This window comes from Actinomadura sp. NTSP31, assembly GCF_041951385.1.
GTDB lineage: Bacteria > Actinomycetota > Actinomycetes > Streptosporangiales > Streptosporangiaceae > Spirillospora > Spirillospora napierensis.
In genome coordinates this window covers 65,648-91,162 of the sequence record NZ_JBGNUT010000026.1, presented here as the reverse complement: position 1 = coordinate 91,162, position 25,515 = coordinate 65,648, and the positions used below count along the sequence as shown (strand labels likewise).

Below are 25,515 nucleotides of genomic sequence, written 5' to 3'. Positions count from 1 at the left end.
GGCGCCGCGGCCCCGGTCCCCCGTCCGCATGCGGACGCGTCCGGCACGAGGGCGCTGGAAGCGCGAGCGAACACGCTTCCAGCGGATCTCCACGTCCTGAACCGGCCACCGCCTGCACAAACAGCCCGAAACCCGCCGAACACCTCACCGTCCGCCACGTCCGGCTGATGAAGATCACGGCGACCGGCGATGCTCGAACACCACCGCGGCCTGGTCGGTGCTCCGTGGGCCCATCGTTCCGGGCATCGAGAGAGGACCGAACGGCGAAGGTGCCGCGCCGGCGGGCGGCATTGCCGTCTCATCAAGGAAGTCGCGCACGGCGAAGGACCGTGCCGGATGGAGCCATCGTGAAATCCCGGCCGGCCGCGCGGTTGCCTCGGGCGCACGGCCGGTTGCCGCTAGGTGCTGGTCGCGCCCGAGGCGCCCCCGTGACCGGCCGGGATGCTCATCGGTACTGCGGGTGGAGCGGCCTAGTCACGGTCGGCGGCGTGTCGCGGCAAGACCAGCAGCGCTGCTTCGAGTACGGCGCCAAGCGCCTCCAGACCGACCGGCGGCTCCGCATGGCCGGGCCCGGCGTTTCCGCCGGCGGGCGGCACGGGAACGCAACGCGCTGACGCGCCCGATTCCGGAAGATCCTCGAATGGTGGGTCGTGCATGCCTGGAGCTCCTTGGTCCCACACCAGGTGCATCAGGTGCACCGGGTAGACAATGGGCAAGTTGCCGCCAGGGTCTGGAGCGACATCTTCACCGGTGCCGGCAGCGGATGCGCCGACACGGCATGGTGAACCATTCGGTCCTCACGCTACCCCTCGCCCGGGCGAGCGAAACATCCTTCGGGGCACATCGCGCACGCCGCGACCCTTCCTGTGCAGCGGAGGGCCGCGTCGAAAATTAGAACGTGTTCTTGTCAATGGCGGCGGTGTCGAGCAGGCTACGTCGCATGGATCTGAACGCCCTGGAAGAGATTCGTCAGGTGAAGTACCGCTACCTGCGCTGCCTGGACCTGAAGGACTGGGACGGGTTCGCCGGCACCCTCACCGAGGACGCCCTGGGCGCCTACGGGACCCGCGCGGTCGGCGGGCCGCTGCGCCTGGAAGGCCGCGACGCCATCGTCGGCTACATGCGCGACAACCTCGGTCCCGAGATCACCACGGTGCACTTCGCGGGCCAGCCCGAGATCCGGGTCGACGGCGACAGGGCCGAGGGCACCTGGTGCCTGGAGGACACCGTCATCGCCAAGGCGTTCCGGGTGCTGATCCGCGGATCCGCCTTCTACGAGGAGACGTATCGGCGCTGCGCGGACGGCGAGTGGCGCATCAGTGGCATCGGCTATGAACGGACCTACGAATACTCGGTATCGCTCGACGATGTGCCCAGCTTCAGGCTGCTGGCAGACCGCTGGGCGCCCTCGCCCTCGCAGCCGGGAACCTGACCCGCACCAGATCGAGAATCACGTCCATGCAGGGCGCCTGACCAATGCGGCCTCCACCGCGGGCATCGCGTGAGTCAGGCCTTGGCGCGCTGCTGCTTGAGGCGGAGTTCCTCCTTGCGGACCTCGGCTTGGACGGCCTGCTCGCGTTCCAGCCAGTCGGGCCGTTCGGCCTTCAGGTTCTCGATCTCGGCCGTGGTGAGGGGGCCCGTGATGCCGGCGCGGGCCAGACCTGAGACGGAGACGCGGAGCCTGGCGGCGGCGACCTGGCGGGGGTGGGGGCCCTCGCGGCGCAGGTCCGCCAGCCATGAGGGCGGGTCGGCTTGGAGCGCGTTCAATTCGTCCCGGGAGACAGGACCTTCCTGGAACTCGGCGGGTGCTGCCGACAGCAGGATCCCCAGCTTCTTGGCCGCGGTCGCGGGCTTCATGGTCTGCGGGGTCTTTGCTTTGGACGTGCCCATGACCTCAAGGGTATCCAGCGGGAAGGAGCCGCTCGGACGTGACTAGGGTGGCGGAGTGACCGATAGTGAGTTCCGGCTGGCCTATGTGCCGGGGGTGACGCCCGCGAAGTGGGCCGGGGTGTGGGCCGAGCGGGTCCGGGAGGTGCCGCTCCGCCTGCTGCAGATGCCGGCGACCGAGGTCGTCCCCCTGCTGCGGAGCGGTGGCGTGGACGCGGCGTTCGTACGCCTGCCCGTCGACCGCGAGGCCCTGCATGTGATCCCGCTGTACCTGGAGACGACCGTGGTCGTGGTGCCGAAGGATCACGCGGTGGCCGCGGTGGAGGAGGTGGAGCTCGCCGATCTCGCCGACGAGGACGTGTTCGAGCCACTCGACGAGGTCTTGACCTGGGACGACCGCCCTGGGCAAGCCGCCTTCACCCGTCCCGAGAGCACCGCCGGCGCGATCGAGTTGGTGGCGTCGGGAGCCGGCGTCCTGCTGCTCCCGCAGTCGCTGGCCCGCCTCCACCACCGCAGAGACCTCACCTACCGAACCGTGACCGACGCTCCTCAGTCGCAGATCGGCCTGGCCTGGCTCGACACCGAGACGACCGACCTGATGGAGGAACTGATCGGCATCGTCCGCGGCCGCACCCCCAACAGCTCCCGTGGCCGCAATCCCCGGCAGGAGCCCGCCCGTAAGAAGACACCGCAACAGCGTTCCACCTCCAAGAAGCGCCCCCAGAAGCGCCGCCGGAGGTGACGAGAGCCGTGCTCACCGACAACACCCGAAAGCCACGTCCGCGCAGGTAAAGCAGCATGCGCCCTCCTAGGCGGCCGGGTTCTTCCCGGCCGTTTCGGATGTTCCGGGATCGGCTCAGAGAGGTAGCGGGGACTGGCCTGTCTGGTAGGCGTGGCGGCGGAGGTCGTCCAGGGTCACTGGGGCCGTTTCCAGCTGGGTGCAGAGGCGGGCGAGGAATTGCTCGGCTTCGGCGGTGGAGAGTTTGCGCGACGCGATAACGCGGTTCAGCGCGCGTTCCAGGACGGCCTCGCGGCGTAGGCGCGGGTCGTCGCACCACAATTGCAGGACGTGGTTGCGGGGCGCCAGATAGGAACCGACCTGGGTGAGCGGGAAGGCGCCCTTGCCGTTCGCTCCTCGGCCGTTCGTCGTGCGGGCATCGGAGAAGCGGGCGGGAGGAAGTGTGAGGCGCAACGTGCCGGTGTCGGTCCAGCGAAGGCGGGCCGGGTCGATGTCGCGGTCGGAGAGCCACGTGCCGAATTCGGCGCGGACGTCGCCGGAGTCGCCCGAGTCGAGAGTGCGGGTGAGGGCGGGCCAGTTGCGGCTGATGTTCCTGAGATGGTCGTCGCGGGTCTCGGAAACCGCGGAGTACATCAGGAAGGACCGCCCGGCCGGGGTCTCGGTGCGGATCACGTAGCAGGGCAGGTAGGCGTTGCTCAGGGACTCGAAGGTCACCTCGCGGAGCTCGTCCGGGAGGTTGAAGTCGCGGCGGTCGGGGCGGGCGGCGAGGCGCTGGAGGGAGTCGTTGCGGAACGCGCAGGCGTACTCCATGAGGCGGTGCCAGCGCTGTCCTCTGGCCTCGGCGGTGTCCCAGACGACCACCTTGCGCCCGTAGTAGGCGGCGGGCAGGGGGTCGCCGAGGACGCCGTCGAAGTAGAGCCGCTGCCGGTCGCGTTTCGGGACGTAGCGGGTGTCGTCGCGGACGGAGCGGAGGCCGAGGCCGGTCAGGGCGAGGGTTCCGTCGGGGTGGGCGACCACGTGGCCGACGCCGCCGAGGAAGCGCAGGACGCGGTCCACCATCGCCTCGTCCAGGCCGAGGAGGCCCGCGATGTCCGGGACGGTGCGCAGGCCGGCCTCGGCGATCGCGCGGCCGACGAAGCGGTCGAGCAGGTCGTAGGGCTGGCGGTCGTCGACGAGCGCGCCGATCTCGACGGCGAAGAGCGGCACGCCGATCTTGTGCAGGCGGACGGGCCTGACGCCCGGGAGGCTCGCGGCGTCTTCCAGAGCGCGGGAGGTGTGGTAGAGCGGGTCCTTCACCGGTCTCCTTCCGGGGCGATCAGCTTTTGGACCTCGCGGACGTCGCGCAGGTCGCCGCTCGTGCGGACGTGGTCCAGGAGCGCTTGCGCCATGGCGCGGAAGTCGGGGTCGCGGGCCTGGACGAGGGTCGAGGAGTCGCCGACCAGGATCAGCAGCCGGCGGGGGCGGGAGAAGGCGACGTTGGCGCGGCGGAGTTCGTTGAGGAAGCCGATGGCGCCGGTGGCGTTGCTGCGGGTGAAGCCGAAGACGATCAGGTCGCGCTCGCCGCCCTGGAAGGAGTCGACGGTGCCGACGCCGGCGGCGGCCTCCCCGTCGCCGATGCGTCCGGCGAGCAGCTCGGTGACGAGCCCGACCTGTGCCTGGTACGGGAGGATCGCCGCCCAGTCGGCGACGGTTCCGCGGTAGTGCGCGACGAGGTCGGTGATGACGCGGGCCTCGGCGTCGTTGGCGTAGCCGTTGTCGGCCCAGCGCTCGTCCGGGCGGGGCTTGCGCTCGTGGCGCGCCCGGCGGGGCAGGCCGGCGGTGTCGACGAACACCAAGGGCGCGGCGAAGAGGCCGTCGCGGTGCGGGCGCTGCACGTCCGACTCCAGGAAGCCGTTGTAGAACCACCGCGAGATGAACCGTGCGATGACCGGCGGCATCCGCCGCTGGTAGCGCAGGATCTCGCGGTGCCCTTCCGGGACGCCGGGGAACAGCAGCTCGAAAGCGCTCTTGGTGACCAGGTCGAGGGCGCGCGGGTCGTGCCGGGCCCACGCCGCCACCTGCGGATCGACGAACGGCGGGAGCTGGTTGTGGTCGCCGACGAGGACGGCGCGGCGGGCCCGCACCAGCGGGACCAGGACGTTCGGCGTGCTGATCTGCCCGGCCTCGTCCACCACGGCGAGGGCGAAGTCGAGGCCCTTGAGCGCGCCGGTGGTGGCGGTGCCGATGCAGGTCGCGCCGATCACGTCGGCGTAGCGCGCGAGTTCGGGGTAGAGCTGCTCGGTGCGGCTGCCGAGGTGCTCGCGCCACTCGGTCAGCAGTTCAAGGCGCCGTCGCATCAGGTCCAGCGCTTGGACTGCCTGGTCGCGGAATCCGGCGAGGGCCGGCAGGCTCGCCTCGGGGGCCGGCGGGACGGGCACGCCGTGCAGGAGGGCGCGCAGTTCCGCGGCATCGTCGGCGGCGGCCCGCGCGCGATCACAGGACGCCGCGCGAGCCTCGTCCAGGGTGCGGCGCAGGCCGGCCAGCTCCGGTGAGGTGTCGCGTATCCGGCGGGCCTCGGCGAGGGCACGGTCCCGTTCTCCCAGGACGCCGACCAGCGCGGCTTGGACCCGCCCGCGCTCGTCCTTGCCCTGCCGGTGCTCGGCGGCGAGGCGGGCGGCGCGGCCGCGCAGCAGGCCTCCGACGACCGGCCAGCGCGCCCTGGCCTCGGCGCGCGCGAGACGCCGGGCGAGGACGGCCAGGTGCGCGTCGTGGTCGGCGAGCACGCGCTGGTGCTCGCCGGCGGCCTCGGTCAGCCGGCGCGCGTGGTCTTCCGCGGGCGCGGTGAGCTGGGCGGTCCGCTCATGCAACCGCGCGGCGGCCCGCCGCTCGTCCTGGTCGGCTTCGCCGAGTGCGCCGATGGACGCGTCCAGCTGCCGCAGCCATGCGTCGGCCTCACCGCGTCCGCTCTCGGCGGGCGCGTAGCCGCGGACGTGGGGTTCGGTACGGCGGAGGATCTCGTTCTGCAGGGTCGCCGCCTGCGCCTCCAGCGTCAGGTGCTCGCAGCCGGGCGTGACGCCGTCGTCCCGGCCGACGCGCAGGACGACCAGGTCGTGCGGCAGTTCCTGCAGGACGTTGTCGACCGCGCGGTTGGTGTAGGAGGTGATGAGGACACGCTCACGGGCGGCGGCGCAGGTACGGGCGATCTCGGCGATGGTGCGTGTCTTGCCGGTTCCAGGCGGCCCGAGGATCAACCCGACATCCGGTACCGCGAGCGCCTTGTGGAACGCCGATTTCTGACTGTCGTCCAGAGCGCGCGCGGGCTCGATCGCAGCGGGGGTGAACGGACGGAACCGGTGCCCGGCCAGGACGTCCAGCAGATACGGGTTCGCGGACTGCCCGTCGCGCAGCATCCGCACCGCCTCGGCCTGGCGGTCGTACGGGATGGTCGAGGGCGACTCCACGAACGCCCCCACCTTGGGGATCGTGTCGGCGTCGACGGGGCGCTCGAACCGGACGGTCATCAGGGTGCCGCGCAGCTCGTCCACCCGTCCGCGCAGATCGGGCATGTCCCGGATGTGCATGCGCGTGCCGACGACCGGGCGGCGGCTGCCGATCAGCTGGAAATCGTGGACACCGCGGGCGGACCGGCGCCGCGCGGCCGACGCCTCCACCCTCCGGTAGGAGATCATGCCGTCACTGCGGGCGGCGGCCAGCTCGACCCGGCGCCCCTCCTCGATCATCGCGTCGAGGAGGTCCAGGAACTCGTCGTGCGCCTTCGGCATCGACGGCGCGGGCGCGGCGGCGTCCTCGTTCAGAAGCCGCCAGCGGTCGCGCAGGAGGTCCCATCCGGCGCTGATCCCGAACGGCAGCTCCCTGATCTGCTGGTGGTAGATCCAGCCCGGCGCGCGTACCCGCAGCGCGCCCCGCACGATCTCGTCATGGTGATCGAAGCCCATCGGGTACACGCCGCTGACCGAGTACCCGTTGCCGTGCTTCGTCACGTTCATGGTCAGGACGTACCGGCCGTCGACGTAGAGCTTGAGGAAGTCGCCGCGCCCGCCGCGTCCCCGCTCGATCCGCGCGGGCACGGCCCCCCTGGACGTGACCTCGCGCAGGTCCCGCAGGATGCCCTCGACGTCCGGCAGGAACGAGTAGCGGGCGCGCTGCTCCGCCAGCCGCTCCAGGAAGCGCAGCGACGGGACGAGGTGGACCGCCCCTGGCAGGTCGATGTGCGGGTCGGACACCGGTTCTCCGTTTCGGTGATCGCTTCGCTGGCGAGGTTTCAGCGCTCGCGGCTGCCGGGCGCCCGGATCGCGGCGTGGGTTCCGGTCCGGAGAGCGGCGGCGAACCCGCGGACATCGGAGCGCTGCGCCGGATCCACGGCCAGGGCGTCCCGGAACGCCGCGTCCCACTCCGCCGGGACGGCCGGATTGAGAGTGGAGGGAGCCACGTGCCGCGCACGCCGTCCCGGCGGACGACCGGTGACCAGCTCGTACAGAACGCGCGCCAGCCGATGAACGTCGGTCGGCGGCCCGGGAAGCACCGTCCCCGCCGCCTGCTCGGGTGCGTGGTAGGGATCGTCGCGCTCCCCCACCCGCGGCGGTGTGGACGCGAGGCCGAGGTCCCGAAGCATGATCGTGTCCAGAGCCGGCATGACCAACGTCCCCGGGCTCAGCGCGCGATGAGCCGAACCGCGATCGTGCAGCTGCCCGAGCGCTTCACAAAGCGGCCGAAGGGCGCCCGCGAGCAAGGCCAGCTCGTCCCGGCCGGGGAGGAGGCCGGTACGGATGCACCTGTCACGGAACGTCTTCGGCGACGGCAGCGCCGTGACCAGGGTGACCGCCTCTGCCGTCATGTCCACGCCCAGCAGACGCGGCAGACCGGGGAGGGAGGGCAGGTCCAGGAGCAGCGCGGCCTCGTCGGCCAGCGCCGCCCTCAACACTCCTTCGCCCGGCGCCGCTTCCGACCTGCGCAGCCACGCGTGCCCTTCCGTCCCGCCCTCGCCGTATGCGTGCCCTTGGCACCAGATGACCGAGCCGTCACCTTCGGCCGTGACCTCATAGGCACCGTCGGCATGACCCTCGACGTCTCGGACAGCGCCCGGCACACCGCATAGCCGGTACGACTCACCGTCCACCACGACGACGTCGCCGGGACCGGGCGGCGTCCGCGCCGGGCTCTCGCCACCGGACGGCCGAAGCGGCGGGCGCGAGGCGAGCACGGCCGTCCACGACTCGTGGTCCCGCTTGAGCTTGAGCAGCTTGCGAGGCGGCCAAAGCCGCGCCCCGTCGCCCTTGTCTATGGTGCGGTGATCGGACGGGCACAGCAGCACGAGGTTCGCGATGCCGTTGACGTCCGCAGGCCGCACACCGTTGCCCCTGGGCCCATCGACCGCCTCCGCGACGATGTGCGCCGCCTCGGCGATGTGGTACCCGGCACCGCCCGGCCCCACGTCGATCACCAGAGACCGCTGGCACATCGCGCACCGCCCACCGCCACGCGTGAACAACTCTCGCCGAGTCCGTTCCGAGGCAGGCACCCGCAAATGGTAACGAATCCCCTCCAGAGCACGGGAGCGGAAAGATACCTCCGCCCAGAGGAGCACCCCGACACGGGTGACGTGATCTGCGTCACCATGGTGCCGGAGGCGGGCGCGGGGTGGTGCCCGGCATATTCCCTGGTAAATCGGTATGTTTTGTTGGTTTTACGCCTCGGCCGGGACGTCCGTGCAGGTCGTGCGGGCTTTCGGCGGGCTTCACAAGCGCCGGTTCCGTGTGCATCCTTGGGGACATGAACGCGACGGAGGTACTGGTGGCGAGGCGCCACATCGACCTCCTCCGCGTGTGCAGCGCGTCCTGTTGAACCGCTGATCCGCACGCCCACGGCCGGTGACCGGCCGCTTCTCTTCTCTCTCCTCCGCCCGGCAGCGCCGCCGCGCCGGATCCCTCCCTCCTGCCTTCCTTGCGTCCGTCCCCCTGTTCCGGAGGTGCCGCGTGTCCACCGATCTGCTCGATCCGCCCCGTTCCGCGCTAGCCGGGGCCGTGGCGCCCACGGCGGCGGGGCGCTCCGGTGCCGTGGCGCTGTCGCTGCTGCGCCGCGTCCGCAAGGCCGGCGGGCTCGTCGTCGTCCTCGCCCTCTGGGAGGCCGGCGCCCGCGCGGGCTGGCTCGGCAGCACGACGCCGCCGCTCAGCGACGTCGCGGTGCGCGGCTGGGAGATGGCCTCGTCGGGCGAGCTGTTCAGCAACCTCGGCGTCTCGCTGGTACGGGTGCTGAAGGGGCTCGCGATCGGGCTGCCGCTCGGCCTCGTGCTCGGCCTGCTCTCCGGGCTGTTCCGGATCAGCGAGGACATCATCGACGCGCCCGTCCAGGCCGTCCGGATGCTGCCGCACCTGGCGCTCGTGCCGCTGTTCATCATCTGGTTCGGGATCGGCGAGACGTCCAAGGTCGGCCTCATCGCGGTCGGCGTGGTGTTCCCGCTCTACATCAACGTGTTCCACGGCATCCGCGGCGTCGACGAGCGGCTGGTGGAGTCGGCGCGGACCTGCGGCCTCGGCCGGCTCGGGCTGGTCCGGAAGGTCGTGCTGCCCGGCGCGCTCCCGCAGATCCTGGTCGGGCTGCGGCTGTCGCTCGGCGTCGCGTGGCTGACGCTCGTCGTCGTGGAGCAGTCGGCGACCGCCAGCGGCATCGGGTTCCTCATCAACCAGGCCACCCAGTTCATGCAGATGGACACGGTCTTCCTGGTTCTGGTGCTGTACGCGGTGCTCGGCGTGTCGACGGACCTGCTGGTCCGGCTCATCGAGCGGCGCGCCCTGGCCTGGCGGAAGGGACTGGTGGCGCGATGACCGCGGCCCTGCGGAACGGGGTGCGCGTCCGCGGCCTCAGGCGGGTGTTCGGCGACCGGACCGTCCTGGACGGCGTCGACCTCGACATCGCGCCCGGCGAGTTCGTGGCGCTGCTCGGCGCGAGCGGGTCCGGCAAGAGCACGCTGCTGCGCGCCCTGGCCGGGCTGGACGGCAGCGGGAGCGGCGAGGTCGACGTCCCCGGCGGGCGCGCCGTCGTCTACCAGGAGCACCGGCTGCTCCCGTGGAGCCGGGTGTGGTCCAACGTCGCGCTCGGGCTGCGCGGCCGGGACCTGCGCAAACGTGCCGAGGCCGCGCTCGCCGAGGTCGGCTTGGCGGCGCGCGCCGACGCGTGGCCGCTCACCCTGTCGGGCGGCGAGTCGCAGCGCGTCGCGCTGGCCCGGGCCCTGGTCCGGACGCCCGACCTGCTGCTGCTCGACGAGCCCTTCGGGGCGCTGGACGCGCTGACCCGGCTGAACGCGCAGGCGCTCGTCGCCGACCTGTGGGCCGAGCACCGGCCCGCCGTCCTGCTCGTCACCCACGACGTGGAGGAGGCGCTGCTGCTCGCCGACCGCGCGCTGCTGCTGGCGGACGGCCGGATCGCGCGGGAGTACACCGTCGGCCTGCCGAGGCCGCGGTCGCTGGACGACCCGGAATTCATCGCGCTGCGGCGCGACCTGCTCGACGGGCTCGGGGTACGGGCCGTCGCCACCGTCAAGGAGACCCGATGAACGAACTGACCGCCGACGTCCTGGTCGCGGGCGGCGGACCCGCCGGCGCCTGGGCCGCCGTCAAGGCCGCGGAGGCCGGCGCGAGCGTCGTCCTCGCCGACAAGGGGTACCTCGGGACGAGCGGCGCGACGGCGTCCGCCGGCACCGGGGTCTGGTACGTCGAGCCGGAGCCGGCGGCGCGGGAGACCGCGATGGCGAGCCGGGAGGGCCTCGGCGGGCATCTCGCCGACCGGGAGTGGATGGCTCGCGTCCTCGACCAGACGTACGCGAACATGAACGAGCTGGCCGAGGTCTCGAGGTACCCGTTCCCCGTGGACGAGCACGGCCGGCAGATCCGGCGCGGGCTGCAGGGCCCGGAGTACATGCGCCGGATGCGCGTGCGGGTCCGCCGCGCCGGGGTCCGGGTCCTGGACCACAGCCCGGTCACCGAGCTGCTGGCGGACGGGTCCGGGGCCGTCGCGGGCGCGGCCGGGTATCACCTGCGGGGCGACCGGCCGTTCAGCGTCCGGGCCGGTGCGGTCGTGCTCGCCACCGGCGGGTGCGCGTTCCTCAGCAAGGCGCTCGGCTGCGACGTCAACACCGGGGACGGCGCGCTGTTCGCGGCGGAGGCGGGCGCGGAGCTGTCCGGGATGGAGTTCTCCAACGCCTACGCGATCGCCCCGGCGTTCACCTCTGTGACCAAGACGGCGTTCTACGCGTTCGCCACCTTCTACCGCGCGGACGGCAGCGTCCTGGAGGGCGCGGGCAGCCGCCGCGGCCGCTCCGTCATCGCCCGGACCCTGCTCAGCGAGCCCGTCCTGTGCCGCATCGACCGGGCGACCCCGGACGAGCAGCGGGCGATGCGGCTCGCGCAGCCGAACTTCTTCCTGCCGTTCGACCGGCAGGGCATCGACCCGTTCACGGACCTGTTCCCCGTGACGCTGCTGGCCGAGGGGACGGTCCGCGGCACGGGCGGCATCCGGATCGCCGGCGCCGACTGCTCGACGACGGTGCCCGGCCTGTTCGCGGCCGGCGACGCCGCCACCCGCGAGCTGATCTGCGGCGGCTTCACCGGCGGCGGCAGCCACAACTCGGCGTGGGCGATGTCGTCCGGCACGTGGGCCGGGCGGGGCGCCGCGCGCTATGCCGCCGGGCTGGGCGGACGGGCGGGCGCGCGTTCCGTGCGGGCGCTCGGGGAGGCGGGTGTGCGGCCGTCCGGCCCCGCGACGGGCGGTCACGCCGACCACGTCGCGGCCGTCCAGGCGGAGGTGCTGCCCTACGACAAGAACCTGCTGCGCACCGGCGACCGCCTCGCCGCGGCGCTGGCGTCCCTCGACGGGACGTGGCGCGAGCTGCGCGGCACGCTCCGCGAGGACGGCGCCGGGGTCGTCCGGGCGCGGTCGGCCGCCGCGATGGCCGCGCACGCCCGCTGGATGTACAACGCGGCGCTCGCCCGGACCGAGACGCGCGGCATGCACAAGCGGCTGGACCTGCCCGAGCAGGATCCGGCCCAGCGCCGCCGGCTCGTCACCGGCGGACTCGACGAGGTGTGGACGCGGCCGGAGGCCGGGGCCCTGGCGGTGGCGTCGTGATCGAGGTCGTCTCGCCGGACCGCTGCATCGCCTGCGACAAGTGCATCGAGGTCTGCCCGACCAACGTCTTCGACCGCGGGGCGGACGGGATCCCGGTGCTCGCCCGGCAGTCCGACTGCCAGACCTGCTTCATGTGCGAGGCGTACTGCCCGGTGGACGCCCTGTTCGTCGACCCGCGCTCGCATCCGCTGCCCGAGCCGCCGGACGAGGCGGTGCTCGCCGCCGGCGGGCTCCTCGGCAGCTACCGCGAGCAGATCGGCTGGGGCCGGGGACGGACCCCCGGCGCCCGGCTCGCGGTCGGGCCCTCGCTGGACGGCGCGGGCGCCCCCCTCACCTCCTGAGACCACGCAAACCCCTGCAGAGCCCGTCCGGCCACCTGCAGAACCCCCGAAAGGCATCACCGTGAGAACTCCCCGGGTCCTGGCCGCCGGCCTGCTCGTCCTCGCCGCGACGGCGTGCGGTTCGTCCGCGGCCGCCGGCGGCTCCGGGACGCTGCGCGTCGGAGTGATCGGATCGGCCGTCGGCAACAAGCTGACCCGCGCGGTCGGCTTCCTCGACGAGCGCGGCGAGCTGCTGCCCGCGCTGAAGGCCGCCGGCATCACCAAGATCAAGGTCGCGACGTTCCAGAACGGCCCCGACCTGAACCAGGCGCTCGCCGGCGGCTCCCTCGACATCGGCATGTACGGCGACACCCCCGCGCTGATCGGGCGCGGCCAGGGCCTGCCGACCCGCCTGCTGTCGCTCAACTCGGTCCGGCTGGACGCCGCGGTCGTCGCGAAGAAGAGCGGCGGGCCGGCGTCCCTCAAGGACCTGCAGGGCAAGGTGATCGGAGTGCAGACCGGCTCCTACATCCACCGCTACCTGCTCGGCGCGCTCCAGCAGGCGGGGGTGAAGCCCAAGCAGATCATCCACATGTACACGCCCGCGATCATCGCGGCGCTGGAGAAGGGCTCGATCGACGCGGGCGGCCTGGTCTCCGCCGACCAGGCCGCCGAGGAGGCGAAGGGCTACACGTCGATCGACGTCGCCTCCCGCGACCACCCCGACCTGCTCGGCACGTCCGTCACCGTCGTGACGGAGAAGTACCTGTCCAGGCACAAGGACATCGTCAAGGTGTGGCAGCAGGCCGAGACCAAGGCCTCGCAGGTCGCGAAGGCGAACTGGGCGGGCTACACCGCGTACGTCGCCAAGACCGGCGGGTACGCGCCGCAGGTCACGATCAAGACCACGCTGAAGGACCAGCTGCCCGACGAGCCGTTCCCCGCGGACGGGCTGAAGCTGCTCGAGGGCACCAAGACCTTCCTCGTGCAGCAGAAGCTCGTCAAGAAGGACTACACGCTCGACTCCTGGCTCGCGCCCGGAGCGAAGGCGTGATCGAGCTGGACGCCGACGTCCTCGTCCTCGGCGGCGGCCCCGCCGGGGCGTGGGCGGCGCTCGCCGCGGCGGGCGCGGGTGCGCGCGTCGTCCTCGCCGACAAGGGGTACTGCGGCACCAGCGGGCCGACCGCGTCGGGCGGCAACAACCTCTGGTACGTCCCGCCGGACGCGGCGGCGCGCGAGCGCGCCGTCGGCGAGCGGTTCGAGCAGAGCGCGCGGCTCGCCGACCACCGCTGGATGTCCCGCGTCGTGGACGAGACGTACCGGCGCGTCGAGGACCTCGCCGCGTTCGGCTACCCGTTCGCCATTGACGACGACGGCGTGGAACGGCGCGGGAGCCTCCAGGGCCCGGAGTACATGAAACGGATGCGGCGCCGCGTGCACCGGTCCGGCGTGACGATCCTCGACCACCATCCGGCGCTGCGGCTGCTCGTGGACGGCTCGGGGACCGCGTCGGGCGCGTCGGGCATCGCCCGCCAGCGGGGCGGCGAGGCGTGGACCGTCCACGCGGGCGCGGTGGTCCTCGCGACCGGCGGCTGCGCGTTCCTGTCCGGGGCGTTCGGCACCAACGTCGACACCGGCGACGGGCATCTCATGGCCGCCGAGCTGGGCGCGGACCTGTCGGGCATGGAGTTCTCCGCCGCGTACGCGCTGTCCCCGGCGCACGGCGCCCACACCAAGGGCCTGATGATGCAGTTCGCGACGTACTACACCGCCGGCGGGGAGCCGATCGACGTCCCGAATCCGCTGGGGGCGAGGATCCAGGTCGCGGAGCTGCTCGCGGCCGGCCGGAAGGTGTTCGCACGGCTGGACCGGGCGCCCGCGGAGCTGCGCGGGGCGATGCGCGACGCCCAGCCGAACTACTTCCTGCCGCTGGACAAGGCCGGCATCGACCCGTTCCGCGACCGCTACGAGGTGCGGATGGTGCTGGAGGGCACCGTCCGGGGAACGGGCGGCCTGCGGATCACCGGCGACGACTGCGCGACCACGGTCCCCGGCCTCTATGCCGCCGGAGATGTCGCGACGCGGGAGCTGGTGTCGGGGGCCGTCAGCGGAGGCGGCGCCTACAACGGGGCATGGGCCATCTCGTCGGGCACGTGGGCCGGGCGCGGGGCCGCCCTGTTCGGGACGGGCCGCCACCGTCCGCACGCCACCGCCGCCGGACGCGCGGGCCTCGGGCCCGGCCGGCTCGACGCGGCGGAGGTCGTCCGGGCGGTGCAGGCGGAGATGCTGCCGCTCGACCGCAACCTGTTCCGGACACGCGCCGGCCTGCGCGCTTCCCTCGCCTCGCTGGACGCGCTGTGGGACCGCATCACGTCCGAGGGCCTCGCGGGCACGGGCCGCGAACGCCTCCGTGCACGGTCGGCGGCGGCGATGGTCGCGCACGCCCGCTGGTGCTACCGCGCCGCGCTGGCACGCGAGGAGGCCCGGGGCCTGCACCGGCTGGAGGACCTGCCCGCCCTGCCGCGGTTCGAGCACCGCCTGCTGACCGGCGGCCTCGACGATCCGTGGACGGCCGCGGAACCGCGGGAGGCGGCGGCATGATCGAGGTGGTGAGCGCGGCCCGCTGCGTCACGTGCGACATCTGCATCAAGGTCTGCCCGACGGACGTCTTCGACCGCGGCCCCGACGGCCTTCCGGTGATCGCCAGGCAGAGCGACTGCCAGACCTGCTTCATGTGCGAGGCCCACTGCCCGACCGACGCGCTGTACGTCGCGCCCTTCAGCGAGCCCGCGCCGGCGGGCTCCCCGCACACCGACGAGGCGGCCCTGACCGGGGCGTTCGGCGAGTACCGCCGCATCGTCGGCTGGGGCCGCGGCCGCACTCCCGGCAGCCGCGCCGACCGCAACCACATCTTCACCGAACGGCTCCGGTCCACCCCGCAGAACCCCTGAGACTCCGCCCCCGAGACCCGCCAGGCGCGCCGTTGGCGGTGCAGGCGAAGTTCAGCGCGTCCACCGTGGCGTCGAGCGTGTCGGCCATGATCTGGAAGGCGCTGACTCGCGGAGCTGATCTCGGGGCGCAGGCATAGCCGTGGTCCTCCGAAAGCGTCTCAGGGGCGAGAGCAAATCGGAGGTGACGATGGATGCCGCCGCGGAGCGACATTTTCGTGAGTTCGTTGAGACGAGGTCGGTCGCGCTGATGCGCCTGGCGTACCTGCTCACCGGGGGCGACCAGCACGCGGCCGAGGACGTCCTCCAGGTCGCGCTCGCCAAGACGGCGGGACGGTGGGGCGACATCGACAACCCGGAGGCGTACGTACGGCGCGTGATGTACCGCCAGCAGGTCAGCACCTGGCGGCTCAAGTGGCGGCGGCGCGAGACCACCGTCACGGCGCTTCCCGAGAAGAGCGCGAACGACGACATGTCGGCCGTCGACCTGAAGCTCGCCGTACGGGGCGCCCTGACCCGCATCACTCCCCGGCAGCGGATGGTGCTGGCGCTGCGCTTCCTGGAGGACCTGCCGGAAGCGGAGGTGGCACGGATCCTCGGCTGCAGTGTCGGCACGGTGCGCAGCACGACGCACCGCTCGCTCGCCCGCCTGCGGCGGTTGGCTCCCGAACTGAACGAACCCGAAATGGCCGAGGAGGTCCAGCGATGAAGCCGGAGCTGATCGTCAGGAGTGCGTGCGAGGAATGGGCGGCGGAGGCGCGGGTCCCCGCGGACCTGGCCGACCGGGCGCTGCGAGCACGCACCGGCCGGCACCCGTTCAAACTCGCGCTGGCCGGAGGGGCGACCGCGCTCCTCGTCGGGGCCACGGCCGTCGCCGTCGCCTTCGGCGGCGGCTCGGCGCACCCCGGGCCTGACCACGCGTTCGAACCCGTGGCCCTGTCGTCGGACACGACATTGCGCACGGATCTCGGCAGCGCCTTCCCGCGCCGCCTCGTCGCCGCGGGGCACACGGCCGTGGCCGCCTACTTCACCCGACACACACGCATGGTCAACGGTCGAAGTACGCTCCAACGCACGTGGCACCTGTACAGCCCGTCGACCGGCGAATACGAGCAGACTCCTTGGGCGTACATCAGCGTCGCACCCGGAATGGAGCGGGCGGCCGTGCTGCAGGGTCCCCTCCCCGCCACCCGGGTCGGGGTACTCGACATGAGGACGCGGAAGGTCGTCCACTGGATCCAGCTCGATCACCCCGTCGGCGGCGCCGCCTGGTCGCCCGACGGCCGCCGCCTCCTCCTGACCGCCTACAACGGCAGTCCCGACGTGGAGGCGGGTCCGGGGAAGTCGTCTAGGACCGGCTACTACATCGTCGACAGCGCAGCCGGATCGGGCGCGTTCCATTCTCTGCCCGCACGGTCCGACAACTTCAACGCCCGCCAGGACATGGGGTGGAGCCGGGACGGAACCCTGATCTGGGCTCCCACGGCGACCGTACCGACCAAGGTCTTCTACACGCGGACCGGTGAGCGACGGCCCGCGCCCGCGCACGAGGCCGATTACACAGACGGTGAAGAGGCCGGTCTGTCCCCGAACGGCACGCTGCTGCCCGCGTTCGGTCCCAGTCCCGGCCCTGCCGTCACCGTCAGGAACGTGGTCACCGGAAAGGCGGTGGCGGTGCTCCCGATCGAGCAGGACAAGGCGTGGGCCGACGATCGGCACCTGTTCGCGATCGGCTGCGATCCGCAGAATTGCCAGCGGAAGAACGAGTTCAGGAATCGGCTGCTTCTCGTGGACCTGGACGGGAAGATCACGCCTCTCACCGGATACCGCCGATTCGATCGGGCCGGCGCCTGGGTTCCGGTCTTCACCCACCGCTGACACCCGGCGACGGGCTCGCGTGTCAGGGGTGGGGTGCCGGCTTTCGGCGGTACTGGCCTGGGGCGATGGTGAACGCGCGTTTGAAGGCGTTCGCGAACGCGTATTCGGAGGTGTAGCCGACGCGTTCGGCCACCGCATTGAGCGGTGCGTCGGAATCGCGGAGCAGCCTGGCCGCCTCGGTCAGCCGCCACCAGGTCAGGTACGCCAGCGGAGGCCGGCCGACGAGCGAGTTGAAGCGCCGCGCGAACGCCGCCCGTGACAGGCCCGCATGGGCGGCCAGTTCCGCGACGGTCCACGACTGGGCGGGGTCGCCATGGATCGCGTCGAGTGCCGTGCTCACCGCGGGATCGGCCAGGGCCGCGGCCCACCCGGTGGTTCCGCCGCACGTCGGCTGCTCCTCCAGCCAGGTCCGCAGGACGTAGACGAGCAGGGTGTCCAGAAGCGATGGCACGACGGCGGCGCTGCCCTGGCCAGGCGCCTGGAGTTCGGCGCCGAGCAGGTCGACCGCGGCGCGCAGGCGGGAGTGGCGGCCGACGCTCGCGGGGATGTGGACGATGCCGGGCAGTTCCGCCAGCAGCGGGTGCCCGCGGTCGGCGTCGAGCTGGTAGGCGCCGCACAGCACCACTGCGCTCGGCCGGGCGGCGGCGTCCTGGCCTGCGGGCACCCGGGCGTCCGAGGATGGGAGATCGTGGAAGCGTGCGGTGGGGGTGTCGGTCAGGCCGTATTCGCCTCCGTGCGGAAGGAACAGCACGTCTCCGGTGCCGAGCGGGATCGGGTCCCGGTCCGGCGGTATCAGCCAGTAGGACCCGGCGAGCACGACTTCGAAGCCGGCGGTCCCGGGCGGGTACCGGAACCGCCGCCCCCAAGGGGCGTGTCGTTCCACGCGGGCGGACCGGGGTTCTCCGGTGCGCATGACGGCGATCACGTCGCTCAGCACGTCCACGCGATCAGGCTAGCCGGAAAGACGATCACGTATGAAGACGAGACCGTGGCGCATTGGCCGTCTCGCGCGACCGCCGTACGGTCGTGATCACATCAGGTGAGAGGGAAGGCGAAAATGATCTTTCTTATGCTGCGTTTCAGCTTCAAGGCGGGCACCACGCCCGAACGGGAGGAGTCCGTGCTGGCCGCGATGAGGCGTACCTCGCAGGTGGAGTCGACGTCGTTCTCGTTCGTCGGTCCGGACCTGGGCGACCCGGCGGAGGGCTATACGCACGGATACTGCGTCGCGCTAAAGGATCTCGACGCGCTCGACCGCTACATGTACGACCCTGTGCATCTCGAAGGCGACTTCGAGATCCTGCCGCACCTGTCCCGGCTGTCTCAGATCCGGCTGTCGGACGACGCCGATCCGGACCTCAACGACAAGATCTTCGCGATGCACCAGAAGAAGCTGGCGACCTACCCCGAGTGGGACCGCCTCCTCGGCACGATCCCCGGCGGCGGTGCGCCGCCCGTGAACGCCTGACGCGCCGCGTCATGCCCCGGCCCCTCGGGCATCGGCGCGGCCGTCACCGATGCCGGACTCCCAGCGCTGCGACGTGCTCCAGGGTGCCGACGAGTTGGGCCGGGGTCGGCTGGGCGAGCATCTCCTGGCGCAGTCCGGCGGCGGCGTCGCGGTAGGCGGTGTCGGTGAGGAGGTCGTGGAGGGCCGCGCGCAAGGCGTCGGGGTCGGCCTCGTGCCCGGGCAGGTGGCGGCCCGCGCCGGCCGCTGCGACACGGCGGCCGGTGGCCGCCTGTTCGGAGGCGAACGTGGTGGTCAACTGGGGTACGCCCGCCCACAGCGCGGTCATGGCGCTTCCGCTGCCGCCGTGATGGATCACGGCGGCGGATCCCGGCAGGACGGCCCGCAGGGGCACGTGCTCGGCGACGCGGACGCCGGCGGGCACGGGGCCGAGGGCGGCCGCGTCCGCGGCGGTGGCCAGGACGATCACCTCGCAGCCCAGGCCGTCCACCGCCCGGAGGATGGCCGGGAGCAGGTAGGAGTCCGGTCCCGCGGTCGCGGTCAGGGCCGTCGACCAGGTCACGCAGACGCGGTGGCGGCCGGGCGCGGGCGGTTCGAGCGCCCATGGCGGGACGGGCGCGGTCCCGTTGAAGGGGACGTAGGCGAAGCGCACGCGCTCGGCCGGGGTCGGCGGGGCCAGGGACGGCGGGCAGGGGTCCAGGACACGCTCGATCATGCCCAGGTCGAACTCGCCTTGGCCATGGCGTGGGAAGGACCCGCTGTGGTCGGTCGGGACGATGCGCATGTGCTCGGGTTCGTGGGTGCCGACAGGCCCCCACAGGCACAGCGCCGCCGGGACGCCCGTGACGCGGGCCGCGAGCAGCCCTTCCAGGCTGGCGGGATCGTGCAGGACGAGGTCGGGCCGCCACGTGCGGGCGAACGCCACGGCCGCGTCGAAGCCGCGTGCGGCCCGCTCCGCCAAGTCAGGGGCGACGTCACTCTGGAAGCCGGCGGCGTCGAAGTCGGCGAGATCTTTCAGCGGTTCCCCGGTGAGGGGGTGCGGGGGCGGCCATGGGTAGGGCCGCTTCCCTTCGACGGCCTCGTGGTAGGCCTGCAACCGGAGCCGGGTGATGACCTTCATGCCGTCCAGGACGGGCACCGGGAGCAGGCCCGTCCGGCCGACCGCCGCCGTCTGGTCGGGCGTGCACAGCACCCGCACCTCGTGGCCCGCCGCCTGCAGCGCCCACCCGGGAGGGACCATCGCGGAGTAGTGGGTGGCCTGGGAGGAGACGGTGAACATGACCCGCACTCAAGGCTCCTTCGTCCGGCCGCCGCGGGCGTCGGGTCGCGCCGCTCAGGCGGTGAGGCGGTGGCGGTCCTGCGGTTCGTCCCAGTCGGCACGGTACGGCTCGACCTCGATGCGGGTCACGGCCGGGTCGAGGAACGGGGGGCCGAGGTGGGTGAAGGCGCTGAAGTCGGTGGTGTCGCGGAAGGCGGGCAGGGTGTAGAGGTCGCGGGCGTAGGGCCACAGGTGGGGGAAGTCGACCAGGCGGCGCTCGCTGATCTTGGCGAAGGGGTTGTAGGTGAGGTCGAAGCGCGCCAGCGTCACCCAGAAGCGCACGTCGGACTCGGTGACCGCGTCGTCGAACAGGAACCGGCGGGTCGACAGCCGCTCGTCGAGCCGGTCCAGCGCGGCGATCACGCGGCCGCGCAGGTCGGTGTAGGCCTCGTCGGAGGCGGCGCCGGCGACGCGGTAGTTGCCGTCGTTGAAGTTGACGTAGATGTACTCGTTCAGCTCATCGATCTCCTCCCGCAGCTCCACGGGGTACAGGTGGACGCCGGGGTCGCCGTACTCCTCGAACTGGGTGCCGAGGTCGATGGTGATGTCGAAGAAGTTGTTGCTCAGGATCCGGCCTGTCTCGCGATCCCACAGGACGGGCACCGACACGTGGCCGTCGTAACCGGGCTCGGTCGCCTCGTAGGCTTCGCGCAGGAACCGGAACCCGTTGACCGGATCGGCGCCGCGCTTCTCCCGGAATGCCCAGCCCCGCCCGTCGCGCTCGTCATCGACGTAGGACAGCGACACGACGTCTTCCAGCCCCTTCAGGATCCGGACGATCGCGGTGCGGTGCGCCCAGGGACAGCGGTGCGAGACGTACAGGTGGTAGCGCCCCGGCTCGGCCTTGTATCCGCTGGACCCGTCGGCGGTGATGCGCCCCTGGAAGGGGTAACGGGGCCGGTTCCAGCCGCCGTTCTCCGCCTTCAGCGCGGTCGCCCCGTAGACACCGTACTCGTCCAGGTCCACAGGGTCGGCGTACACGGCACCACCGGTCGTCGCGGTCATCGAAAGGCCTCCAACAGGAGCTCGGGAAGACGGAACGGGAATGCTCGTAGCGAATCACCGGCCCGGAGGAGCGGTCAATCGTCCCTACCGTTTAAATGGGGAATCCGCCCGCCCCCGTAGGGGTTCCCGGCCGGACGTCAGGGGACGGCGCCCCGGCCCCTCCCCCGACCATGGGCAGCATGAAAGCCCTGGTCCTCTCGGGCGGGTCCGGAACACGGCTGCGCCCCATCACGCACACGTCCGCGAAACAGCTGGTGCCCGTCGGGAACAAGCCCGTCCTCTTCTACGGGCTGGAGGCCATCGCCGACGCGGGCATCACCGACGTCGGCATCGTCGTCGGCGAGACCGCGGCCGAGATCCAAAGGGCGGTCGGCGACGGGTCGCGCTTCGGCCTGCGCGTCACCTACCTGCGGCAGGAGGCGCCGCTGGGCCTGGCGCACGGGGTGCTCATCGCGCGCGACTTCCTCGGCGACGAGGACTTCCTGCTCTTCCTCGGCGACAACTTCATCGTCGGCGGCATCACCGGCGTCGTCGCCGGCTTCCGCGCGGACCCGGCCGACGCCCGGCTGCTGCTCACCGAGGTGCCCGACCCGAGCCGTTTCGGCGTCGCCGAGCTGGGGCCGGACGGCCGGATCGTCGGCATCGAGGAGAAGCCGCACCGGCCGAAGAGCGACCTGGCGCTGGTGGGGGTGTACCTGTTCGGCCCCGCGATCCACCGGGCCGTCCGCGCGATCGCGCCGTCCGAGCGGGGCGAACTGGAGATCAGCGACGCCATCCAGTGGCTGCTGGACGCCGGCCTGGACGTGCGGTCGACGGTCATCACCGGGTACTGGAAGGACACCGGCAACGTCGACGACATGCTGGAGGCCAACCGCACCGTCCTCGAGTCCCTCGAACACGGCGTCGAGGGCGAGGTCGACGGGGACACCGAGATCATCGGCCGGGTGCGGATCGCGCCCGGCGCGATCGTGAAGGGCACCCGCATCGTGGGCCCGGCGATCATCGGCGAAGGCGCCCGGATCGTGGACTCCTACATCGGCCCGTTCACCTCCATCGGCGACGGCGTCCGCGTGGAGGACAGCGAGATCGAGTACTCCATCGTGCTCGACGGCTCCACCATCCAGGGCGTGCGGCCCATCGAGGCGTCGCTGGTGGGCCGCGCCGTCGAGGTCACCCCCGCCGCGCGGACCCGCGCCGCCCACCGCCTCGTCCTCGGCGACTACAGCCGGGTGCGGATCGCATGACGAGGATCCTGGTCACCGGCGGCGCCGGCTTCATCGGGTCGCACTACGTCCGCCGGCTCCTCGGCCCCGAAGGCCCGGGGGACGTGTCGGTCACCGTGCTGGACGCGCTCACCTACGCGGGCAACCTCGCCAACCTGGCCGCGGTCGAAGGCCATCGGGGTTTCCGGTTCGTGCACGGCGACATCTGCGACGCCGAACTCGCGGGCCGGCTGGTCGCCGAACACGACGAGGTGGTGCACTTTGCGGCCGAGTCGCACGTGGACCGGTCGATCGCGGCGGCCGAGGCGTTCGTGCGCACCAACGTGCTCGGGACGGGCACGCTGCTGGACGCGGCGCTCCGCTCGGGTCTGCGGACGTTCGTCCACGTGTCCACCGACGAGGTGTACGGATCGGTGGAGGCGGGGTCGTCACCGGAGACCGCACCGCTCAGGCCCAACTCGCCCTACGCGGCGTCCAAGGCGGCCGCCGACCTGCTCACGCTGTCCTACCACCGCACCCACGGCCTGGACGTGCGGGTGACGCGCTGCTCCAACAACTACGGGCCGTACCACCATCCGGAGAAGATCATCCCGCTGTTCGTGACCCGGCTGCTGGACGGCCGGCGCGTCCCGCTGTACGGCGACGGCCTGAACGTGCGGGACTGGCTGCACGTGGACGACCATGCGCGCGCTCTGGAGCTGGTGCGGGCCAAAGGGGCGCCGGGCGAGGTCTACAACATCGGCGGCGGGACGTCCCTGGCGAACCGGGAGCTCACGGGCCTCCTCCTCAACGCGACCGGGACCGGGTGGGACCGGGTCGAGCACGTCCCCGACCGCAAGGGCCACGACCGGCGCTACGCGGTCGACGACGCCAGGATCCGCGCGGAGCTGGGCTACGAGCCGAGGATCCGCTTCGCCGAGGGGCTGGCCGCGACCGTCACCTGGTACCGGGAGAACCGGCGCTGGTGGGAACCGCTGGTCTGACCGGTCCGTCCTGGTCGAGGGCGTGCCGGCGCACGCGGTCCACCAGCCGCGCCTGCTCGACCACCGTCTCCCCTTCCAGGACGGACGGCACGCCGTCCCGGACCCGGGCGACGAAGGACGCGACCGCGCCGGCGAAATGGTCCTCGGCGGGGAGCGCCAGCTCCTCGACGTGGTCCTGGCGTTCGATCCGCACGACCGGACGGTGCGCCGCGGACGGCGTGAAGGCCCAGGTCAGCTCGATCCGGCCGGAACTGCCCCACAGCGCGTACCGGGACCGGTAGGCGTGCTCGGCGCCCCAGGTCAAGTGGGCGGTGCGGCCGGACGGGTCGGCCAGCAGCGCCGCGCCCGCCACGTCCACGCCCCGCGCCTCGTCGTACCGCAGGTGCACGCCGCGCACCTCGAGGCCGGTCCCGAGGTGGAGGAGGGCGGCGCGCAGCGGGTAGACCCCGACCTCGGCCAGCACGCCTCCTCCGAGGCCGGGACGGTAGATGTTGCGGCCGTCGGCCATCGGCGGGAACGCGAACTCGGCGGTGAGCGTGCGCAGTTCCCCGATCACGCCCTGCGCGACCATGTCGCGGACCCGGGCGTGCTGCGCGTGGCACAGGAACATGAAGTTCTCCAGCAGCGCCAGCCCCCGCGACTCCGCGAGCGCGACCAGCGCCTCGGTGTCGGCGGCCGAGGCGGTCAGCGGCTTCTCCGCCAGCACGTGCCGGCCGGACCTCAGTGCCCGCCCGACCCACTCGGCGTGCAGGTGCACGGGCAGCGGCACGTACACCGCGTCGACGTCCGCGCGGTCCAGCAGTGCCTCGTATCCGACCACCGGCTCGCCGCCGAACCGCTCGGCGAAGCGCCGCGCCTTGGCCGGGTCGCGGCTCGCGAGCGCGGTCAGCCGGACGTCCGGATGGGCGGCCAGGGCCGGCAGCGCCCGCCGCCAGGCGATGTCCGCGCAGCCCATGACGGCGATTCTCAATGGTTCCGAATTCACCGGTACGGCCTCCAGTAAATAGGATTGGCGAATCACGATGAGGCTAGGCATGCCGACGGGACGCGTTACCCCTGACGTGTGATTACTCCCCCCGGGCACACCCCCTCAACACCCCCTGTCCATTGCCGCCACAGCGGCACGGAATTGCCCTTTACCGGCATATTGGAATCCTTGCCGAGGCCATTTCCAGGAGGACCGATGTCGGGGATCATCACGGCGCTGACGACCGACCACCGGAGGGCCGTGCGGATCGCCGAATCGGCGCAGGCGGCCGAGGGCGTGCTGTCCGAGGCGCGGTTCCGCGAGTGGTTCGCCGAGCGCCGCCGCAGCGACGTCTCGCAGGTCGAGCGGGTGCCGCTGGATCGGCTGGAGCGCTGGGCCACCGACCCGGCCACCGGCGACATCCGCCACGACAGCGGCCGGTTCTTCACGGTGACGGGCCTGTCGGCCGAGGTCGCCGGCGCGGCGGTCCCCGCGTGGACGCAGCCGATCCTGCTGCAACCGGAAATCGGCATCCTGGGAATCCTCGCCAAGGAGATCGACGGAGTCCTGCACTTCCTCATGCAGGCCAAGAACGAGCCCGGCAATCCCGACGGCGTGGAGATCTCCCCCACCGTGCAGGCGACGCGCAGCAACTACATGCGCGTGCACCAGGGCAGCCCGGTCCCCTATCTCGACTATTTCCGCGACACCCGCCGGCACCGCGTGGTCGCCGACGTGCTCCAGTCGGAGCAGGGCGCGTGGTTCTTCCAGAAGCGCAACCGCAACATCATCGTCGAGACCGACGACGAGGTGGAGCCGCTGGAGGGCTTCGCGTGGCTCACCCTGGGCCAGCTCCACCGGCTGCTGGCGGACGACACGGTCGTCAACATGGACGCCCGCACGGTGCTGTCGTGCCTGCCGTTCTCGGGCGTCGGGCTGTCGTCGTCCTATCCCGTCCGCGACCAGGAGTTCCGGCAGTCGGTGCTGCGCTCCTGCAGCGAGGAGTTCGCGGGGCTGCACGGCATCGGCGACATCCTGAGCTGGATCACCGAGTCCCGAAGCAGGCAAGAGGTGCTGGCGCACCGCGTGCCGCTCCGCGAGGCCGAACTGTGGCACCGCGGCGAGGAGGCGGTCGAGCACGAGTCCGGCCTGTTCTTCCGGGTGATCGGGGTCGAGGTGCGGAGCGGGCATCGCGAGGTGTCCCACTGGCACCAGCCGCTGGTTGAGCCGGTCGGGGTCGGCGTCAACGCGTTCCTGGTGAAGCAGGTGGACGGCGTCCTGCACGCGCTGGTCCACGCCGGCGTCCAGCCCGGCTACCTCGACGTCCTCGAACTCGGTCCGACCGTGCGGTGCACACCGGGCAACTACACCTGGCTGCCGGACGCGGCGCGGCCGCCCTTCCTGGACGAGGTGCTGTCCGCGCCGACCGGGCGGGTCCGTTTCTCGAGCGTGCTGTCGGAGGAGGGCGGCCGGTTCCACCACGCCCGCAACCGCTACATGATCACCGAGGTGGACGCCGGGTACGCGCCCGACCCGGGGCCCGACTACCGGTGGCTGACCCTTCACCAGCTCGTCGGGCTCCTGCGCCACAGCCACTACGTCAACGTCGAGGCGCGCAGCCTGGTCGCCTGCCTGCACAGCCTGGCGGGCCGGGCCGGCTGA

At 72.2% G+C, this 25,515-nt stretch carries 24 protein-coding genes; 16 read left to right on the top strand and 8 right to left on the bottom strand.

Going from position 1 to position 25,515, the window contains the following annotated elements:
- Positions 1–488 precede the first annotated feature (488 nt).
- Both ACA514_RS34770 and ACA514_RS34765 read left to right on the top strand, forming a co-directional pair.
- Positions 489–614, top strand: a complete 126-nt coding sequence (locus tag ACA514_RS34770) for a hypothetical protein (RefSeq protein WP_375045512.1) — start codon at positions 489–491, stop codon at positions 612–614.
- Positions 615–940: 326 nt separating this feature from the next.
- Entirely contained in the window at positions 941–1,432 is a 492-nt protein-coding gene (locus tag ACA514_RS34765) for a nuclear transport factor 2 family protein (RefSeq protein WP_375045511.1), read from the top strand.
- A gap of 74 nt (positions 1,433–1,506) precedes the next feature.
- Here ACA514_RS34765 and ACA514_RS34760 read toward each other — a convergent pair whose 3' ends face one another.
- A complete protein-coding gene (locus tag ACA514_RS34760; RefSeq protein ID WP_375045510.1) occupies positions 1,507–1,890 on the bottom strand; it encodes a DUF5997 family protein in 384 nt (127 codons plus the stop codon).
- Between the two features lie 55 nt (positions 1,891–1,945).
- On the opposite strand from ACA514_RS34760, the gene ACA514_RS34755 reads away from it, so the two are divergent.
- Positions 1,946–2,629 (top strand): LysR family substrate-binding domain-containing protein, encoded by a 684-nt coding sequence (locus tag ACA514_RS34755; RefSeq protein WP_375045509.1) that lies wholly within the window; start codon positions 1,946–1,948, stop codon positions 2,627–2,629.
- A gap of 114 nt (positions 2,630–2,743) precedes the next feature.
- On the opposite strand, the gene ACA514_RS34750 is transcribed toward ACA514_RS34755, so the two are convergent.
- From ACA514_RS34750 to ACA514_RS34740, 3 genes are read right to left on the bottom strand one after another with little or no spacing between them, the layout of a single operon-like run.
- Positions 2,744–3,922, bottom strand: coding sequence for a hypothetical protein (locus tag ACA514_RS34750; protein WP_375045508.1), 1,179 nt, complete (start codon positions 3,920–3,922; stop codon positions 2,744–2,746).
- On the bottom strand, positions 3,919–6,849 hold the full coding sequence (locus ACA514_RS34745) for a DEAD/DEAH box helicase (RefSeq protein ID WP_375045507.1): 2,931 nt from the start codon (positions 6,847–6,849) through the stop codon (positions 3,919–3,921). The genes ACA514_RS34750 and ACA514_RS34745 overlap by 4 nt, the downstream gene beginning before the upstream one ends.
- Positions 6,850–6,887: 38 nt before the next feature.
- Positions 6,888–8,210: a hypothetical protein gene (locus ACA514_RS34740; RefSeq protein ID WP_375045506.1), complete on the bottom strand. Its 1,323-nt coding sequence runs from the start codon at positions 8,208–8,210 to the stop codon at positions 6,888–6,890.
- A 388-nt stretch (positions 8,211–8,598) separates the two neighbouring features.
- Between ACA514_RS34740 and ACA514_RS34735 the strand changes: the two genes are divergently transcribed.
- The 9 genes from ACA514_RS34735 to ACA514_RS34695 all read left to right on the top strand — a co-directional run bounded on the left by ACA514_RS34735 (position 8,599) and on the right by ACA514_RS34695 (position 16,892).
- Positions 8,599–9,447: an ABC transporter permease gene (locus tag ACA514_RS34735; RefSeq protein WP_375045505.1), complete on the top strand. Its 849-nt coding sequence runs from the start codon at positions 8,599–8,601 to the stop codon at positions 9,445–9,447.
- Positions 9,444–10,175 (top strand): ABC transporter ATP-binding protein, encoded by a 732-nt coding sequence (locus tag ACA514_RS34730; RefSeq protein ID WP_375045504.1) that lies wholly within the window; start codon positions 9,444–9,446, stop codon positions 10,173–10,175. Before ACA514_RS34735 ends, ACA514_RS34730 begins: the two co-directional genes overlap by 4 nt.
- Positions 10,172–11,746 (top strand): FAD-binding protein, encoded by a 1,575-nt coding sequence (locus ACA514_RS34725; RefSeq protein ID WP_375045503.1) that lies wholly within the window; start codon positions 10,172–10,174, stop codon positions 11,744–11,746. The genes ACA514_RS34730 and ACA514_RS34725 overlap by 4 nt, the downstream gene beginning before the upstream one ends.
- A complete protein-coding gene (locus tag ACA514_RS34720; protein WP_375045502.1) occupies positions 11,743–12,087 on the top strand; it encodes a 4Fe-4S dicluster domain-containing protein in 345 nt (114 codons plus the stop codon). Before ACA514_RS34725 ends, ACA514_RS34720 begins: the two co-directional genes overlap by 4 nt.
- A gap of 61 nt (positions 12,088–12,148) precedes the next feature.
- A complete protein-coding gene (locus ACA514_RS34715) occupies positions 12,149–13,120 on the top strand; it encodes an ABC transporter substrate-binding protein (protein WP_375045501.1) in 972 nt (323 codons plus the stop codon).
- Complete coding sequence (locus ACA514_RS34710; RefSeq protein ID WP_375045500.1) at positions 13,117–14,667, top strand: FAD-binding protein; 1,551 nt, start codon at positions 13,117–13,119, stop codon at positions 14,665–14,667. Before ACA514_RS34715 ends, ACA514_RS34710 begins: the two co-directional genes overlap by 4 nt.
- Positions 14,664–15,017 carry a 4Fe-4S dicluster domain-containing protein gene (locus ACA514_RS34705; RefSeq protein WP_375045499.1) on the top strand — a complete coding sequence of 118 codons (354 nt, stop codon included), beginning with the start codon at positions 14,664–14,666 and terminating at the stop codon, positions 15,015–15,017. The genes ACA514_RS34710 and ACA514_RS34705 overlap by 4 nt, the downstream gene beginning before the upstream one ends.
- Positions 15,018–15,264: 247 nt before the next feature.
- Positions 15,265–15,723, top strand: a complete 459-nt coding sequence (locus tag ACA514_RS34700; RefSeq protein ID WP_375045498.1) for a SigE family RNA polymerase sigma factor — start codon at positions 15,265–15,267, stop codon at positions 15,721–15,723.
- Positions 15,720–16,892: a hypothetical protein gene (locus ACA514_RS34695; RefSeq protein ID WP_375045497.1), complete on the top strand. Its 1,173-nt coding sequence runs from the start codon at positions 15,720–15,722 to the stop codon at positions 16,890–16,892. Before ACA514_RS34700 ends, ACA514_RS34695 begins: the two co-directional genes overlap by 4 nt.
- A 22-nt stretch (positions 16,893–16,914) precedes the next feature.
- Here the strand turns inward: ACA514_RS34695 and ACA514_RS34690 are convergent, their stop codons facing one another.
- Positions 16,915–17,835, bottom strand: coding sequence for an AraC family transcriptional regulator (locus ACA514_RS34690; RefSeq protein WP_375045496.1), 921 nt, complete (start codon positions 17,833–17,835; stop codon positions 16,915–16,917).
- Positions 17,836–17,961: 126 nt separating this feature from the next.
- On the opposite strand from ACA514_RS34690, the gene ACA514_RS34685 reads away from it, so the two are divergent.
- Positions 17,962–18,360 carry a Dabb family protein gene (locus ACA514_RS34685; RefSeq protein ID WP_375045495.1) on the top strand — a complete coding sequence of 133 codons (399 nt, stop codon included), beginning with the start codon at positions 17,962–17,964 and terminating at the stop codon, positions 18,358–18,360.
- Positions 18,361–18,403: 43 nt separating this feature from the next.
- Here the strand turns inward: ACA514_RS34685 and ACA514_RS34680 are convergent, their stop codons facing one another.
- A complete protein-coding gene (locus ACA514_RS34680; RefSeq protein ID WP_375045558.1) occupies positions 18,404–19,636 on the bottom strand; it encodes a nucleotide disphospho-sugar-binding domain-containing protein in 1,233 nt (410 codons plus the stop codon).
- Positions 19,637–19,690: 54 nt separating this feature from the next.
- The gene (locus ACA514_RS34675) at positions 19,691–20,680 is read right to left on the bottom strand and encodes a glutathione S-transferase C-terminal domain-containing protein (protein ID WP_375045494.1); all 990 of its coding nucleotides are present in this window, start codon (positions 20,678–20,680) and stop codon (positions 19,691–19,693) included.
- Between the two features lie 179 nt (positions 20,681–20,859).
- Between ACA514_RS34675 and ACA514_RS34670 the strand changes: the two genes are divergently transcribed.
- Complete coding sequence (locus ACA514_RS34670; RefSeq protein ID WP_375045493.1) at positions 20,860–21,924, top strand: glucose-1-phosphate thymidylyltransferase; 1,065 nt, start codon at positions 20,860–20,862, stop codon at positions 21,922–21,924.
- A complete protein-coding gene (gene rfbB, locus ACA514_RS34665; RefSeq protein WP_375045492.1) occupies positions 21,921–22,886 on the top strand; it encodes a dTDP-glucose 4,6-dehydratase in 966 nt (321 codons plus the stop codon). Before ACA514_RS34670 ends, rfbB begins: the two co-directional genes overlap by 4 nt.
- On the opposite strand, the gene ACA514_RS34660 is transcribed toward rfbB, so the two are convergent.
- On the bottom strand, positions 22,840–23,922 hold the full coding sequence (locus ACA514_RS34660) for a Gfo/Idh/MocA family protein (protein WP_375045491.1): 1,083 nt from the start codon (positions 23,920–23,922) through the stop codon (positions 22,840–22,842). The two genes, rfbB and ACA514_RS34660, sit on opposite strands and share 47 nt — an antisense overlap.
- A gap of 147 nt (positions 23,923–24,069) precedes the next feature.
- On the opposite strand from ACA514_RS34660, the gene ACA514_RS34655 reads away from it, so the two are divergent.
- Complete coding sequence (locus tag ACA514_RS34655; protein ID WP_375045490.1) at positions 24,070–25,515, top strand: NDP-hexose 2,3-dehydratase family protein; 1,446 nt, start codon at positions 24,070–24,072, stop codon at positions 25,513–25,515.

Coding starts and splice junctions, on each gene's coding strand:
- ACA514_RS34765 (WP_375045511.1), top strand. CDS start 941: ATGGATCTGAACGCCCTGGAAGAGATTCGTCAGGTGAAGTACCGCTAC.
- ACA514_RS34760 (WP_375045510.1), bottom strand. CDS start 1,890: ATGGGCACGTCCAAAGCAAAGACCCCGCAGACCATGAAGCCCGCGACC.
- ACA514_RS34730 (WP_375045504.1), top strand. CDS start 9,444: ATGACCGCGGCCCTGCGGAACGGGGTGCGCGTCCGCGGCCTCAGGCGG.
- ACA514_RS34725 (WP_375045503.1), top strand. CDS start 10,172: ATGAACGAACTGACCGCCGACGTCCTGGTCGCGGGCGGCGGACCCGCC.
- ACA514_RS34705 (WP_375045499.1), top strand. CDS start 14,664: ATGATCGAGGTGGTGAGCGCGGCCCGCTGCGTCACGTGCGACATCTGC.
- ACA514_RS34700 (WP_375045498.1), top strand. CDS start 15,265: ATGCGCCTGGCGTACCTGCTCACCGGGGGCGACCAGCACGCGGCCGAG.
- ACA514_RS34695 (WP_375045497.1), top strand. CDS start 15,720: ATGAAGCCGGAGCTGATCGTCAGGAGTGCGTGCGAGGAATGGGCGGCG.
- ACA514_RS34685 (WP_375045495.1), top strand. CDS start 17,962: ATGCTGCGTTTCAGCTTCAAGGCGGGCACCACGCCCGAACGGGAGGAG.
- ACA514_RS34680 (WP_375045558.1), bottom strand. CDS start 19,636: ATGTTCACCGTCTCCTCCCAGGCCACCCACTACTCCGCGATGGTCCCT.
- ACA514_RS34675 (WP_375045494.1), bottom strand. CDS start 20,680: ATGACCGCGACGACCGGTGGTGCCGTGTACGCCGACCCTGTGGACCTG.
- ACA514_RS34670 (WP_375045493.1), top strand. CDS start 20,860: ATGAAAGCCCTGGTCCTCTCGGGCGGGTCCGGAACACGGCTGCGCCCC.
- rfbB (WP_375045492.1), top strand. CDS start 21,921: ATGACGAGGATCCTGGTCACCGGCGGCGCCGGCTTCATCGGGTCGCAC.
- ACA514_RS34660 (WP_375045491.1), bottom strand. CDS start 23,922: ATGCCTAGCCTCATCGTGATTCGCCAATCCTATTTACTGGAGGCCGTA.
- ACA514_RS34655 (WP_375045490.1), top strand. CDS start 24,070: ATGTCGGGGATCATCACGGCGCTGACGACCGACCACCGGAGGGCCGTG.